The sequence below is a fragment of the Streptomyces sp. NBC_01707 genome (assembly GCF_041438805.1).
In the GTDB taxonomy this organism is placed as follows: domain Bacteria; phylum Actinomycetota; class Actinomycetes; order Streptomycetales; family Streptomycetaceae; genus Streptomyces.
The window spans coordinates 5,699,060-5,712,000 of record NZ_CP109190.1 but is presented as its reverse complement, the minus strand read 5'-3'; the positions used below and the strand labels follow the sequence as shown (position 1 = coordinate 5,712,000).

13 protein-coding genes are annotated in these 12,941 nt (G+C 70.0%); 3 read left to right on the top strand and 10 right to left on the bottom strand.

Annotated features, from left to right (window positions below; genetic code table 11):
* Window positions 1-39: 39 nt before the first annotated feature.
* The 5 genes from OG963_RS25750 to OG963_RS25730 all read right to left on the bottom strand — a co-directional run bounded on the left by OG963_RS25750 (window position 40) and on the right by OG963_RS25730 (window position 5,498).
* Window positions 40-1,707 (bottom strand): bifunctional uroporphyrinogen-III C-methyltransferase/uroporphyrinogen-III synthase, encoded by a 1,668-nt coding sequence (locus tag OG963_RS25750; RefSeq protein WP_093776246.1) that lies wholly within the window; start codon window positions 1,705-1,707, stop codon window positions 40-42.
* Window positions 1,704-2,687: a hydroxymethylbilane synthase gene (gene hemC, locus OG963_RS25745; protein WP_093776244.1), complete on the bottom strand. Its 984-nt coding sequence runs from the start codon at window positions 2,685-2,687 to the stop codon at window positions 1,704-1,706. The genes OG963_RS25750 and hemC overlap by 4 nt, the downstream gene beginning before the upstream one ends.
* A complete protein-coding gene (locus OG963_RS25740; protein WP_093776242.1) occupies window positions 2,684-4,180 on the bottom strand; it encodes a glutamyl-tRNA reductase in 1,497 nt (498 codons plus the stop codon). Before OG963_RS25740 ends, hemC begins: the two co-directional genes overlap by 4 nt.
* On the bottom strand, window positions 4,177-4,950 hold the full coding sequence (locus OG963_RS25735; RefSeq protein WP_030928153.1) for a redox-sensing transcriptional repressor Rex: 774 nt from the start codon (window positions 4,948-4,950) through the stop codon (window positions 4,177-4,179). The genes OG963_RS25740 and OG963_RS25735 overlap by 4 nt, the downstream gene beginning before the upstream one ends.
* Before the next feature lie 272 nt (window positions 4,951-5,222).
* The gene (locus tag OG963_RS25730; protein WP_030928155.1) at window positions 5,223-5,498 is read right to left on the bottom strand and encodes a glutaredoxin family protein; all 276 of its coding nucleotides are present in this window, start codon (window positions 5,496-5,498) and stop codon (window positions 5,223-5,225) included.
* A 158-nt stretch (window positions 5,499-5,656) separates the two neighbouring features.
* Between OG963_RS25730 and OG963_RS25725 the strand changes: the two genes are divergently transcribed.
* From OG963_RS25725 to OG963_RS25715, 3 genes are all read left to right on the top strand, one after another.
* Window positions 5,657-6,613, top strand: a complete 957-nt coding sequence (locus OG963_RS25725; protein ID WP_093776240.1) for an HAD family phosphatase — start codon at window positions 5,657-5,659, stop codon at window positions 6,611-6,613.
* 360 nt (window positions 6,614-6,973) lie between these two features.
* Window positions 6,974-7,750 carry an ECF subfamily RNA polymerase sigma factor, BldN family gene (locus tag OG963_RS25720; RefSeq protein WP_030928170.1) on the top strand — a complete coding sequence of 259 codons (777 nt, stop codon included), beginning with the start codon at window positions 6,974-6,976 and terminating at the stop codon, window positions 7,748-7,750.
* Between the two features lie 208 nt (window positions 7,751-7,958).
* Window positions 7,959-9,149, top strand: a complete 1,191-nt coding sequence (locus OG963_RS25715) for a DUF5667 domain-containing protein (RefSeq protein WP_327423001.1) — start codon at window positions 7,959-7,961, stop codon at window positions 9,147-9,149.
* Between the two features lie 74 nt (window positions 9,150-9,223).
* Here OG963_RS25715 and OG963_RS25710 read toward each other — a convergent pair whose 3' ends face one another.
* The 5 genes from OG963_RS25710 to OG963_RS25690 form a co-directional block, all read right to left on the bottom strand.
* Window positions 9,224-10,273 (bottom strand): lysophospholipid acyltransferase family protein, encoded by a 1,050-nt coding sequence (locus OG963_RS25710; protein ID WP_093776236.1) that lies wholly within the window; start codon window positions 10,271-10,273, stop codon window positions 9,224-9,226.
* 15 nt (window positions 10,274-10,288) lie between these two features.
* The gene (locus tag OG963_RS25705; protein WP_093776234.1) at window positions 10,289-11,383 is read right to left on the bottom strand and encodes an NAD-dependent epimerase/dehydratase family protein; all 1,095 of its coding nucleotides are present in this window, start codon (window positions 11,381-11,383) and stop codon (window positions 10,289-10,291) included.
* A 189-nt stretch (window positions 11,384-11,572) separates the two neighbouring features.
* Window positions 11,573-11,671 carry a 30S ribosomal protein bS22 gene (locus tag OG963_RS25700; RefSeq protein ID WP_003948845.1) on the bottom strand — a complete coding sequence of 33 codons (99 nt, stop codon included), beginning with the start codon at window positions 11,669-11,671 and terminating at the stop codon, window positions 11,573-11,575.
* Between the two features lie 109 nt (window positions 11,672-11,780).
* A complete protein-coding gene (locus tag OG963_RS25695; protein WP_014046653.1) occupies window positions 11,781-11,993 on the bottom strand; it encodes a helix-turn-helix domain-containing protein in 213 nt (70 codons plus the stop codon).
* Between the two features lie 128 nt (window positions 11,994-12,121).
* Complete coding sequence (locus tag OG963_RS25690; RefSeq protein ID WP_030928195.1) at window positions 12,122-12,937, bottom strand: phosphatase; 816 nt, start codon at window positions 12,935-12,937, stop codon at window positions 12,122-12,124.
* Window positions 12,938-12,941 lie beyond the last annotated feature (4 nt).

Here is a 12,941-nt window from a genome sequence, read left to right as displayed (position 1 = left end):
CGGGCCCCTGAACACCGTGAACACTCCCGAACGGGCCGGTCAGGTCGTCGTACGACGCCTGCGCGCCCCAGGACGCCGCTCGCTCGGCCGCGTCACCGGGTCGCCGGCCTCCTTCGCCGCATCCCGACGCTGCGCGCCGAAGTCGGCGAGCGCCGCGGCCAGCTTGTGCACCGACGGCTCCGGCGACAGCACGTCCACCCGCAGACCGTGCTCCTCGGCGGTCTTCGCCGTGGCAGGACCGATACACGCGATGACGGTCACGTTGTGCGGCTTGCCCGCGATGCCGACCAGGTTCCGGACGGTCGACGACGAGGTGAAGAGCACCGCGTCGAAACCGCCGCCCTTGATGGCCTCACGGGTGTCGGACGGCGGCGGCGAGGCGCGGACCGTGCGGTACGCGGTGACGTCGTCGACCTCCCAGCCCAGCTCGATGAGCCCGGCGACCAGCGTCTCCGTGGCGATGTCGGCGCGCGGCAGGAAGACACGGTCGATCGGGTCGAAGACCGGGTCGTACGGCGGCCAGTCCTCCAGCAGACCGGCGGCGGACTGCTCACCGGACGGCACCAGGTCCGGCTTCACACCGAAGTCGATCAGCGCGGCGGCGGTCTGCTCGCCGACCGCCGCGACCTTGATCCCGGCGAAGGCACGGGCGTCGAGCCCGTACTCCTCGAACTTCTCGCGGACGGCCTTGACCGCGTTGACGCTGGTGAAGGCGATCCACTCGTAGCGGCCGGTGACGAGGCCCTTGACCGCACGCTCCATCTGCTGGGGCGTGCGCGGCGGCTCGACGGCGATGGTCGGGACCTCGTGCGGCACGGCGCCGTACGAACGCAGCTGGTCGGAGAGCGACGCGGCCTGCTCCTTCGTACGCGGCACGAGCACCTTCCAGCCGAAGAGCGGCTTGGACTCGAACCACGAGAGCTGGTCGCGCTGGGCGGCGGAGCTGCGCTCACCGACCACGGCTATGACCGGCTGGTGCCCGTCCGGCGACGGCAGCACCTTCGCCTGCTTGAGCACCTGGGCGATCGTCCCGAGGGTCGCCGTCCAGGTGCGCTGCCGGGTCGTCGTACCGGCGACCGTGACGGTGAGCGGGGTGTCGGGCTTGCGGCCCGCCGAGACCAGCTCGCCCGCGGTGGCCGCGACCGAGTCCAGCGTCGTCGAGACCACGGCCGTGGCGTCGCTCGCGCCGATCTCGGTCCAGCAGCGGTCCGAGGCGGTGCGGGCGTCGACGAACCGGACGTCGGCGCCCTGCGCGTCACGCAGCGGCACACCGGCGTACGCGGGAACGCCCACGCCGTTCGCGACACCCGGGACGACCTCGAAGGGAATGCCGGCGGCGGCGCAGGCGAGCATCTCCGAGCCCGCCGCCCCGTCCAGGCCGGGGTCGCCGGAGACCGCACGGACGACCCGCCTGCCGCCCTTCGCGGCCTCCATGACAAGATTGGCCGCGTCCCTGAGAACGGGCACACCGGCGGCTGTTGACGACACGTCAACAACCGCCAGCTCAGGCGTGCTTACGCCTGCCCGCGCATGGCCGCGAACAACGCCGAGCACGTCGGGCTCGGCGACAAGGACGTCCGCGCTCGCGAGCGCCTCGACGGCGCGCAGAGTCAGCAGTCCCGGATCGCCGGGACCGGCGCCGAGGAAGGTGACGTGCCCTGCGGGCAGGACAGGAAAGTCGGATGCGGCGGGGCCGGTGGGGCTCAAAGTGCTCGCTCCCCCATAAGACCGGCCGCACCCTTGGCAAGCATCTCGACCGCGAGCTCGCGACCGAGGGCCGCCGCGTCGTCGTGCGACGTGGGGACGGGACCGGTGATGGACATCTGTACCAGCGAGGCGCCGTCGGTGGAACCGACGACACCGCGCAGGCGCAGTTCGTTGACAGCCTGTCCGTCGACCAGGAGGTCGGCCAGCGCACCCACAGGTGCGGAACAGCCGGCCTCCAGGGCGGCGAGCAGGGAACGCTCAGCGGTCACGGCGACCCGGGTGTGCGGGTCGTCGAGCTCGGCGAGCGCGGCGGCGAGGTCCGCGCTGGTTGCAGCGCATTCGATCGCCAGTGCTCCCTGACCGGGAGCGGGCAGAACGGTGTCGACCGGCAGGAAGTCGGTCACCTCACCGGTCCGGCCGAGGCGGCTGAGCCCGGCCGCGGCGAGAACCACCGCGTCCAGTTCACCGCTTCGTACAAATCCGATACGCGTATCGACGTTGCCACGGATCGGCACGGTCTCGATGTCGAGGCCGTGGCTGCGGGCGTACGCGTTGAGCTGCGCCATGCGGCGCGGAGAGCCGGTGCCTATGCGGGCACCGGGCGGCAGCTGCTCGAAGGTCAGCCCGTCCCGCGCCACCAGCACGTCGCGCGGGTCCTCGCGCCGCGGCACGGCAGCCAGCACGAGCCCCTCGGGCTGTGCGGTCGGCAGATCCTTGAGCGAGTGGACGGCGAAGTCCACCTCGCCTCGCAGCAGCGCCTCACGCAGCGCCGCGACGAACACGCCGGTGCCGCCGATCTGCGCGAGATGCTCCTTGGAGATGTCTCCGTACGTGGTGACCTCGACGAGCTCGACGGCGCGCCCGGTCACCTCGCTGACCGCGTCGGCGACCAGGCCGGACTGCGCCATGGCGAGCTTGCTGCGCCGGGTGCCCAGCCGGAGCGGCGCGCCGGTCTGCGCGCGGGGTGAGTTGTCGGTCATGACCGCCCTCGATTCGGGTCGTTCAGGTCTGCCCGGGAGACGGCGGCGACCGTCTGCGGGTCGAGGTCGAAGAGTTCCCGCAGCGCGTCGGCGTACCCGGCGCCGCCGGGCTCACTGGCGAGCTGCTTGACCCGCACGGTGGGCGCGTGCAGGAGCTTGTCGACGACGCGGCGCACGGTCTGCGTGATCTCGGCGCGCTGCTTCTCGTCCAGGTCGGGGAGGCGTCCGTCGAGCCGCGCGATCTCGCCGGCCACCACATCGGCGGCCATGGTGCGCAGGGCGACCACGGTCGGGGTGATGTGGGCGGCGCGCTGGGCGGCGCCGAACGCGGCGACCTCGTCGGCGACGATGGTGCGCACCTGGTCCACATCGGCGGCCATCGGAGCGTCCGCGGACGCCTCGGCGAGCGACTCGATGTCGACGAGGCGCACACCGGCGAGGCGGGCCGCCGCTCCGTCGATGTCGCGCGGCATGGCGAGGTCGAGCAGGGCCAGCCGGACGGGGCCGGTGGACTGCGCGGGCACGGTGGCCCGGCGCACGGCCTGCGCCTGCGCGGTCGTGGCGGCGGAACCGTTCTCCACCCACGCGGCGTGCTGGTCCAGGTCGGCGGCGGGCGCGGCGGGCGCCTCGTCGGCGGTGGCGGCCGCGTCGAACGGCAGGCCGAGCGCACCGGCGACCGTCTCACCGGTCAGGACGAGTCCCGTCGCACCGGTACAGGACACGACGACATCGGCACGTGTCAGTTCGTCGGAGACCGCGGCCATCTCGACGGCCCGGGCGGTCACTCCCGTGCCGCCGGCCTGGCCCAGGATCTCGACGAGCCGGTCGGCACGGGCCCGGGTCCGGTTGGCGACGACGATCTCGGCGACACCGGTACGGGCCAGCGTGGCGGCGGCCAGCGAGGACATCGAGCCGGCGCCGATCACCAGAGCACGCTTGCCCCTGGCCCAGTCGGCGGTGTCGGCGCCGCCCGCGAGCTGCTGCAGCCCGAAGGTGACGAGCGACTGCCCGGCCCGGTCGATCCCGGTCTCGCTGTGGGCGCGCTTGCCGACCCGCAGGGACTGCTGGAACAGGTCGTTCAGCAGCCGGCCCGCGGTGTGACTCTCCTGCCCCAGCGCCAGCGCGTCCTTGATCTGGCCCAGGATCTGGCCTTCGCCGACGACCATGGAGTCCAGCCCGCACGCCACCGAGAAGAGGTGGTGGACGGCCCGGTCCTCGTAGTGCACATAGAGATACGGAGTGAGCTCGTCCAGTCCGACCCCGCTGTGCTGCGCGAGGAGCGTGGACAGCTCCGCGACGCCCGCGTGGAACTTGTCCACGTCGGCGTACAGCTCGATGCGGTTACAGGTGGCGAGGACGGTGGCCTCGGCCGCGGGCTCCGCGGCCAGGGCGTCCTGCAGCAGCTTGGACTGCGTCTCGGCAGCCAGCGACGCCCGCTCCAGTACGGAGACCGGGGCGCTGCGGTGGCTCAGCCCTACGACAAGGAGACTCATGCCGGCATCACGGCGGGCATGTCCCCGTCGGGTCCCTTCCGGTTGCTGCTCGCGGCGGCGCGCACGGGCGGTGCGGCCTGGTCGACATCGCCCCCGGCCTCGGCTTCCTCACCGGCCTTGCGCTGCTCGTGGAAGGCGAGGATCTGGAGTTCGATCGAGAGGTCGACCTTGCGGACGTCGACACCGTCGGGCACGGAGAGCACCGTCGGCGCGAAGTTCAGGATGGAGGTGACGCCTGCGGCCACCAGACGGTCGCAGACCTGCTGGGCGGCACCGGCCGGGGTGGAGATGACACCGATCGACACGCCGTTGTCGCTGACGATCTTCTCCAGCTCGTCGGCGTGCTGGACGGGGATCCCGGCGACGGGCGTACCGGCCATGGCGGGGTCGGCGTCGATCAGCGCGGCGACCCGGAAACCGCGGGAGGCGAAGCCGCCGTAGTTGGCGAGCGCGGCGCCGAGATTACCGATACCGACGATGACGACCGGCCAGTCCTGGGTGAGCCCGAGCTCACGGGAGATCTGGTAGACGAGGTACTCGACGTCGTACCCGACGCCACGCGTCCCGTAGGAGCCGAGGTAGCTGAAGTCCTTGCGCAGCTTGGCAGAATTGACTCCCGCCGCCGCGGCGAGCTCCTCGGACGAGACCGTGGGGACCGAGCGCTCGGAGAGCGCGGTCAGTGCGCGGAGATACAGCGGAAGCCGGGCGACGGTGGCCTCGGGAATTCCTCGGCTACGGGTCGCCGGTCGGTGAGTTCGGCCAGTTGCCACGGTGCTCCTGCGGGATGAGCGGGGCTGCAGGCGGCCGTATGTTCCAAGACCGCCCCGTCGAATGCAGGCTATGTCTTTGTGAACGCGTGCACAAAGATGGTGTCCGTTTTGTCCGGTCAAAGTGACCGGGGTCACGCACATCCGTCGCGCGATCCCGGAACCTTGGATCGCATCAGCCCGTTGCAGGCCCGAAGGGGGCAAAGCGGTACACACTCCTCACAACTACGCCCCCGAGATCACTCAAAACGCCCACGATGGTAACCGGGTTTCACTCAGGAAAGCAGCGCGCTGCGCAGCCTCGCCGGATCCACCCGCCAGAACGTGTGCTGTTCGTTATCGATGAGGACGACCGGAATCTGCTCCCAGTACTCCCTGTGCAGCTCCTCGTCCTGGGTGATGTCCTTCTCCTCCCAGGACGCGCCGGTCTCCTCACAGACCTCCCGCACCACCAGCCTCGCGTCGTCACAGAGGTGACACCCCGGCTTCCCGACCAGGGTCACCACCCGGTCCGCGGGCTTCTTCTTCGCACGACGCAGCAAGGCACTCATGCCTTCATTCTGCGCCGACCGCCCACCCTTTCCGGAACTCATCCGGCACTGATCCGGTACGCCCCGAATCGCCCGTTTAACAATTCGGCCGCCGAGAGTTCACGCCACCGCATCCCGGCAGGTCGGGAAGGGCTCAACAGACTGGCTATGCTCACGACATGGCCGCTCTTGGATGGCTCACACCACGTAGGCGTTCCGCGACAGCACGGAGCGTGCTGGCAGGCGAGGCAGCAGCCGAGGCAGCGCGGAAGTCGTCACTCCACGCCGAACAGCCCGCCGAACGATCCACCGACGAGACCCCCGCCACGACCGCGGAGCCGGAACCGGCCTTCCCGGTCGTCGGCGACGAACGGGCTGCCGCCTTCTTCGACCTGGACAACACGGTCATGCAGGGCGCGGCGATCTTCCACTTCGGCCGCGGGCTGTACAAGCGGAAGTTCTTCCAGCGCCGCGAACTGACCCGGTTCGCCTGGCAGCAGGCGTGGTTCAGGCTGGCCGGCGTGGAGGACCCGGAACACATGCAGGACGCCCGTGACAGCGCCCTGTCCATCGTCAAGGGCCATCGCGTCTCCGAGCTGATGTCCATCGGCGAGGAGATCTACGACGAGTACATGGCCGACCGCATCTGGCCGGGCACCCGCGCCCTCGCGCAGGCCCACCTCGACGCCGGACAGAAGGTCTGGCTGGTCACCGCCGCCCCGGTGGAGACCGCCACGATCATCGCCCGTCGCCTCGGGCTGACCGGCGCGCTCGGCACGGTCGCCGAGTCCGTCGACGGCGTCTACACCGGCCGCCTGGTCGGCGAGCCGCTGCACGGGCCCGCGAAGGCCGAGGCGGTCCGCGCCCTGGCCGCCGCCGAGGGCCTCGACCTCGCCCGCTGCGCGGCGTACAGCGATTCGCACAACGACATCCCGATGCTGTCCCTGGTCGGCCACCCCTACGCGATCAACCCGGACACAAAGCTCCGCAAGCACGCCCGGGCCCTCGACTGGCGGCTGCGCGACTACCGCACGGGCCGCAAGGCGGCCAAGGTCGGCATCCCGGCCGCGGCCGGTGTCGGCGCCCTCGCCGGCGGCACCGCGGCCGCCGTCGCCCTGCACCGCCGCCGCCGCTGACCGCACGCGGACCTTCCCCCCCCCCACGCAGGGGGCCGAGCCACGCCCGGCTCCCTGCCGCCAATCGGGACCCCCTACCCGCTGACCGCTCCGGCCAGTCGGATTGCGCGCACCCGACCACAACCCGTTGCGGCCGCAGGCAGATCACGAAGTAATCCGATCAATAACCGGTCACGATGTGCTACTTGATGCGCCTCATAGTCGCTACAGAAGCGACGGAATCGATGATTTGAGCAACTGGGTGTAGCACTGCCTGTACGAAGCGTTATTCTCCTCAGACGCATTCCGGAACCCACCACTCACTACGACGAGTGACGGTTTCGCACTGCACGTGATGGAAGCTCTGCCTCTGGGAGTCCCGTGTACCCACACGTCGGGGTTGACGCCTCGGGCCTGGCTACGCTGCGCGCAACGGTCGCCGACCGCTTGCGCGGCTTCGTCCCCACCGCGTACGCCGTACCCGCATTTGCCACCCCTGCACCTGTCGGCCCTTGCTATGCCCTGGCCGAACGCGGTGCAGCGGTCGGAAGACGCAGCAACCGCGGCGCAACGACCACGTCCACCGTTCGTCGGCCGACCGCCGACAGCGACAGCGCACGCATGATGGATCTCGTCGAGCGCGCACAGGCCGGTGAGGCTGACGCCTTCGGCCGCCTCTACGACCAGTACAGCGACACCGTGTACCGGTACATCTACTACCGCGTGGGCGGCAAGGCGACGGCGGAGGACCTCACCAGCGAGACCTTCCTGCGCGCCCTGCGCCGCATCTCCACGTTCACCTGGCAGGGCCGCGACTTCGGCGCCTGGCTGGTCACGATCGCCCGCAACCTGGTCGCCGACCACTTCAAGTCCAGTCGTTTCCGACTGGAAGTGACCACCGGCGAAATGCTCGACGCCAACGAGGTCGAGCGCAGCCCGGAGGACTCCGTCCTCGAGTCCCTCTCCAACGCCGCACTGCTGCAAGCCGTGCGCCGACTCAACCCCCAGCAGCAGGAGTGTGTGACGCTGCGCTTCCTGCAGGGCCTCTCGGTCGCCGAGACGGCCCGCGTGATGGGAAAGAACGAAGGCGCGATCAAAACCTTGCAGTACCGCGCCGTCCGCACGCTCGCCCGACTGCTGCCGGACGACGCACGCTGAACACGCTCTGCGACACCCCCCTCACGCACTGGTCCGATCATCTTTCGTGCGTAACCCATGTGCCGCGCCACTCGTTGTGCCGGTTGCAGGCCCCCTGTCGTCACTCCATGTCCGCCGCCACTCACTCTTTCGTGTGGAAGCGCTCAAGGTGTGCAACCTTCCGGACCCCCAGGGGAGTCGACCGTCATGACGAGAGGAGGTGCCGCCAGTGATCGCAAACGTTTCGGCACACCGGCGGGCGAACGCCTTCGCCCAGGCCCTGGAGGAGCATGAGCTCCAGGGTGCGGCGGCCGTACAGCCCGAGGACCCGGCCGAACCGGCCGACCACGGAACGCTGTTGGCCCTGGCGAACGGCCTCGGTGAGCTGCCGAGACCGAAGTTGGATCCCGAGGTCAAAGTGGTGCAGCGAGCCCAGCTCGTCGCCGCCATGGAGGCCATGTTTGCCGAGGGCGGCGCGTCCACGGGCCCTACGGTGCCCGAACAACGGGGCAGGGGGGCCCACCGGGCCTCCCCGCTCAGGAAGTTGCGCCCCCGCTCCCGCTGGACGAAGGGCATCGCGGCCGGCGGACTCACCGTCGGTGTGGCCGCGGGAGCCTTCGGCGGGGTGGCCGCTGCCAGTTCCGACGCCCTACCGGGTGATTCCCTGTACGGGCTGAAGCGCGGCATGGAGGACATCCACCTGGGCATGGCCGACGGCGACGCCGACCGGGGCGAGGTCTACCTCGACCAGGCGTCGACCCGGCTGAGCGAGGCCCGCAGACTGATGGAGCGTGGCCGCGCGGGCGATCTGGACCACGAATCACTCGGCGAGATCAGGCGCACGCTCAACGGTATGACGCACGACGCCACCGAGGGCCACCGCCTGCTCCACGCCGCGTACCAGCGCGACGGAGCACTCGGTCCCATCCAGACCCTGGACTCCTTCTCACGCTCCCACCGCGGAAGTTGGAGCACCCTGCGCGACCGTCTGCCGGTCCAGCTGACGGACGTCGGCGACCAGGTGAGCTCGGTCTTCGAGGCCATAGACGAAGAGGTCGCACCGCTGCAGTCCCTGCTCCCCCGCAGCCCGGACCGGAGCACCGACTCCCAGGAGCCCGGCTCCTCGCAGCAGACCGACGCGTCGCCCGGCACTGACGACCCGTCCCCCTTCTCCCCCGAGGCCTCACAGGGCCAGACGGGCAGCAGCGGTACCCCGGATCCCACCGGATCCGCCTCCGCCCCGGAGGACGGCCTGATCGCAGGCGGCACGGACGGCTTCCTGGACACACCGTCCCCGGGCACCACCCCGCCCACGACGGGCAGGGACAGCACCCCGCCCACCCCGGACGTGACACTGCCGCCCCTGCTCCCCGGCCTGCTGCCGGGCCTGGGATTCAACAGCGAGGACGAAGAGGACTGACTGCCCGGCGGACGGATTCCCCCAAGCCCGTCCGCCGGTCGCTCAACCCTTCCGGTGGTTGAGGACACCCGCCGTCAGAAGAACACCGACCTCCGCTGCACCAACAGCTTGTACAGCGTGTGCTGAATCTGCTCCCGCACCTGATCCGTCAGGTTGAACATCAGCATCGGATCCTCAGCCGCCTCCACCGGATAGCCGTCCGTGGGAATCGGCTCCCCGAATTGAATCGTCCACTTCGTCGGCAACGGCACCGCCCCCAAGGGGCCCAGCCAAGGAAACGTGGGCGTGATCGGGAAGTACGGAACCCCCAGCACCCGCGCCAGCGTTTTCGCGTTGCCGATCATCGGGTAGATCTCCTCCGCCCCGACGATCGAGCACGGCACGATCGGCACCCCGGCCCGCAACGCCGTCGACACGAAGCCGCCCCGCCCGAACCGCTGCAGCTTGTACCTCTCGCCGAACGGCTTCCCGATGCCCTTGAAGCCCTCCGGCATCACACCGACGACCTCGCCCTGCCTGAGCAGGCGCTCCGCGTCCTCCGCACAGGCCAGCGTGTGCCCGGCCTTCCTGGCCAGCTCGTTCACCACCGGCAGCACGAAGACCAGATCCGCGGCCAGCAGCCGCAGATGCCGGCCCGCCGGATGGTTGTCGTGCACGGCGACCTGGAGCATCAGCCCGTCCAGCGGCAACGTCCCCGAGTGGTTGGCCACGATCAGCGCCCCGCCGTCCGACGGGATGTTCTCGATGCCCCTCACCTCGACCCGGAAGTACTTCTCGTACATCGGCCGAAGCATCGACATCAGAACCTGGTCGGTGAGTTCCTTGTCGTAGCCGAACTCGTCGACCTCGTACTCGCCGGTGACCCGCCGACGAAGAAACGCGAGCCCTCCCGCGATCCGTCGGTCCCAGCTACCGCGCCGTACCTCGTCCTGCACACCCTCCACGGGCTCCCCGCCCCCCTGCACCGCCGCCTGGACCGGCGTGGCGTCCAACTGCCCGGGCAGGGCGCTCAGGGCCGCGGTGCCCACCGCGGGACCCGCCCCGGACCGCCGCCGCGCCGACCGCGGCGCGCCACCCGACCGCGAACGGTCGTCGTCGAACGGAATGACCTTGGCATCCGCCATCGTCGGTGCGCTCCTCTATCTCGCGCTGTGGGTCGGTTGTGTGTCGTCGGTCCCGGCGATCCCCGGGACCGCACCGGTCCCACCGGCGAACGGCATCGCCGCCAGCCGGTCGACGGCCCGGCCGACCATCTCGGGCGGCAGCAGGCCGGGGGCCTGGTTCCGCGCGAAGTCCGCGAACGTCTCCGCGGTGGTGAATCCCGGGTGGAAGCCCAGCGTCTCGCGCATCTGCACGGTGGAGACCACCCTGCCGTGCGTGAGCAGCCGGATCTGCTCCGGCGAGAAGTCCGTCATGCCGACGGTGCGGAGGGCCTGGCCCACCCAGGTGACGGCGGGCAGGGGCACCGGCATCGTCGGCCGCCCGAGCCGTCGTGAACACTGCGACAGCAGCAGCACCCCGTCGCCCGCGATATTGAAGGTTCCGCTGTTCAGCGTCCCGCGCCGCGGTTCGTGCGAGGCCATCCTCAGTACGTCGATGACGTCGGCCTCGTGGACGAACTGGAGCCGGGGGTCGTACCCGAACACGGTCGGCAGGACAGGCAGCGACAGATAGTCGGCGAGCGGCGAGTCCGCGTCCGGCCCCAGGATGTTCGCGAACCTCAGCACGCACACGGCGACGTCCGGCCTGCGGCGTGCGAAGCCCCGCACATACCCCTCGACCTCCACCGCGTCCTTCGCGAAGCCCCCGCTCGGCAGGGACTTGGGCGGGGTGGTCTCGGTGAAGACCGCCGGATCGCGCGGTGCGGAGCCGTACACACCCGTACTGGACTTGATCACCAACCGCCGCACCGTCGGCGACTTCTGGCAGGCACCGAGCAGCTGCATGGTGCCGATGACATTGGTCTCCTTGATCATGGTGCGGCCACCGGCCCCGAGCGCCTTGCCGCTGACGTCCAGATGCACGACCGTGTCGACGGTGTGCTCGGCGAGGACTCTGGCGATCGCGGGCTGGCGGATGTCCGCGCGGACGAAGTCGGCATCACCCAATTGGTGCCCCGGCGCGATCGCGTCGACGGCGATCACCCGGTCCACCTCCGGGTCACGCTGGATGCGCCGCACGAATCGGCCGCCCAGTTGCCGGGCCGCTCCCGTGACGAGCACGACCTTCCCCAAGATCAGCGCCTTCCGTCGAAGAGGTTTCCCCTGGCCGTCACCGTAGCGGGTGGATGTTGCCCTGTGATGACTGCGCGGCGGCGTTCTGCCGAGTCTTTGGCGCAAATATCTTCAAGGCCCCCCGCACAACGCACCGCAGCCCTCCCACCATGTCGGTGGGAGGGCTGCGGATTCACGAACTGCGTTCGCTTACTTCTTGTTGCGACGCTGAACGCGCGTGCGCTTGAGCAGCTTGCGGTGCTTCTTCTTGGCCATCCGCTTGCGCCGCTTCTTGATAACAGAGCCCACGACTACCCTCGCTCACTTCTCTTCACTGGTGCGGGGCGTCTGGGCCCACACGACCTACGTCGGCCTAGCCTACCCGCCACCGGGTGAGGGACGTAATCCGAGGCCGACGTCAGGCTGACTCCACCCCCACAAAGGACTCGCGGAGATACTCGTGAACCGCTTGCTCCGGGACCCGGAAGGACCTGCCCACCCGGATCGCCGGCAGATGACCACTGTGCACCAAGCGGTACACGGTCATCTTCGACACCCGCATGACCGAGGCGACTTCCGCCACGGTCAGAAACTTGACCTCGTTGAGAGGCCTCTCGCTGCCAGCAGCCATGACCCACCTGTACCTTCCGCACGAGACGCGCACCGGCTTCCCCTCCGGTGACTCTTCGTCGTTGTGCGCTCACTCCCCAGATTAGGGGCGGGTGATGCGAGTGGGGAAGAGGAGGGACCATCGGCCGCCTACTGTGACAGACACGCCCGATTGAGCACATAGCGAGTGAGCGGCCGGTAGTAGGCGGACCGAACGGCGTCATCAAGCGGAACGGCGACCGACACCTGCCCCTCGGCCTCACCGACGAACAGCGCGGGATCATCCGTGTCCGCCAGGCCGATCGCCTCAATGCCCAGCTGACCTGCCCCGCAGACCCATCCGTGGTCCCCGACGACGAGCTCGGGCAGCCCCCCGTGGGCAGCCACCGCGGCCTCCAGCGCCACCCGAACCGGCAGCGGCGAGTGGGTGTGTGCGCCCGGCTCACCACCGCGTACCCGCACGCCGGGCTCGCGCACCAGGGCGACTCCCCGTACGTAATCGAGGTTGTAGGTGCGTACGCCGAACCGGGTCGTTATGTCGATACATCGCCCCTGCGCCGGGGTGAGTACGGCGCAGCCGGCCGCCGACAAAGCGTCTGCCAGCGCGGCGTAGAAGCCGAGCAGCCGGTGCGGATGACCCGTCCCGAACAGCACCGGCGCCCGCCGGGCCGCCACGTTCGACAGCCGCTCGGCAAACGCGTCCAGACCAGCCAAAGTGCGCTCCGGATCGATCACATCAGGACCCGAAACATGAGCAGGATCGTCCGAGACTCCGCACTTGTCAGCCATCAACCGAAGCAGATCGCACTCGTCCCATCCTCGTTCGGGATGGAGCCCGAGCAGCACCCGCGGATCCCTCGCCGCGAACAGCCGATAGCTCCGCAGGCTCACCTCCCGCGAGGTGGCCACGGGCCCGGCCAGCCGGGCCGCCAGCAGATGCGCACGCAGCGCTCCGGTGCTCAACACCCTG

Bases quoted from the DNA above. Each gene is read 5' to 3' on its own strand.
- OG963_RS25730 (WP_030928155.1), bottom strand. From the start codon at position 5,498: ATGAGTGCCTTGCTGCGTCGTGCGAAGAAGAAGCCCGCGGACCGGGTG.
- OG963_RS25695 (WP_014046653.1), bottom strand. From the start codon at position 11,993: ATGGCTGCTGGCAGCGAGAGGCCTCTCAACGAGGTCAAGTTTCTGACC.
- hemC (WP_093776244.1), bottom strand. From the start codon at position 2,687: ATGACCGACAACTCACCCCGCGCGCAGACCGGCGCGCCGCTCCGGCTG.
- OG963_RS25740 (WP_093776242.1), bottom strand. From the start codon at position 4,180: ATGAGTCTCCTTGTCGTAGGGCTGAGCCACCGCAGCGCCCCGGTCTCC.
- OG963_RS25710 (WP_093776236.1), bottom strand. From the start codon at position 10,273: ATGGCGGATGCCAAGGTCATTCCGTTCGACGACGACCGTTCGCGGTCG.
- OG963_RS25725 (WP_093776240.1), top strand. From the start codon at position 5,657: ATGGCCGCTCTTGGATGGCTCACACCACGTAGGCGTTCCGCGACAGCA.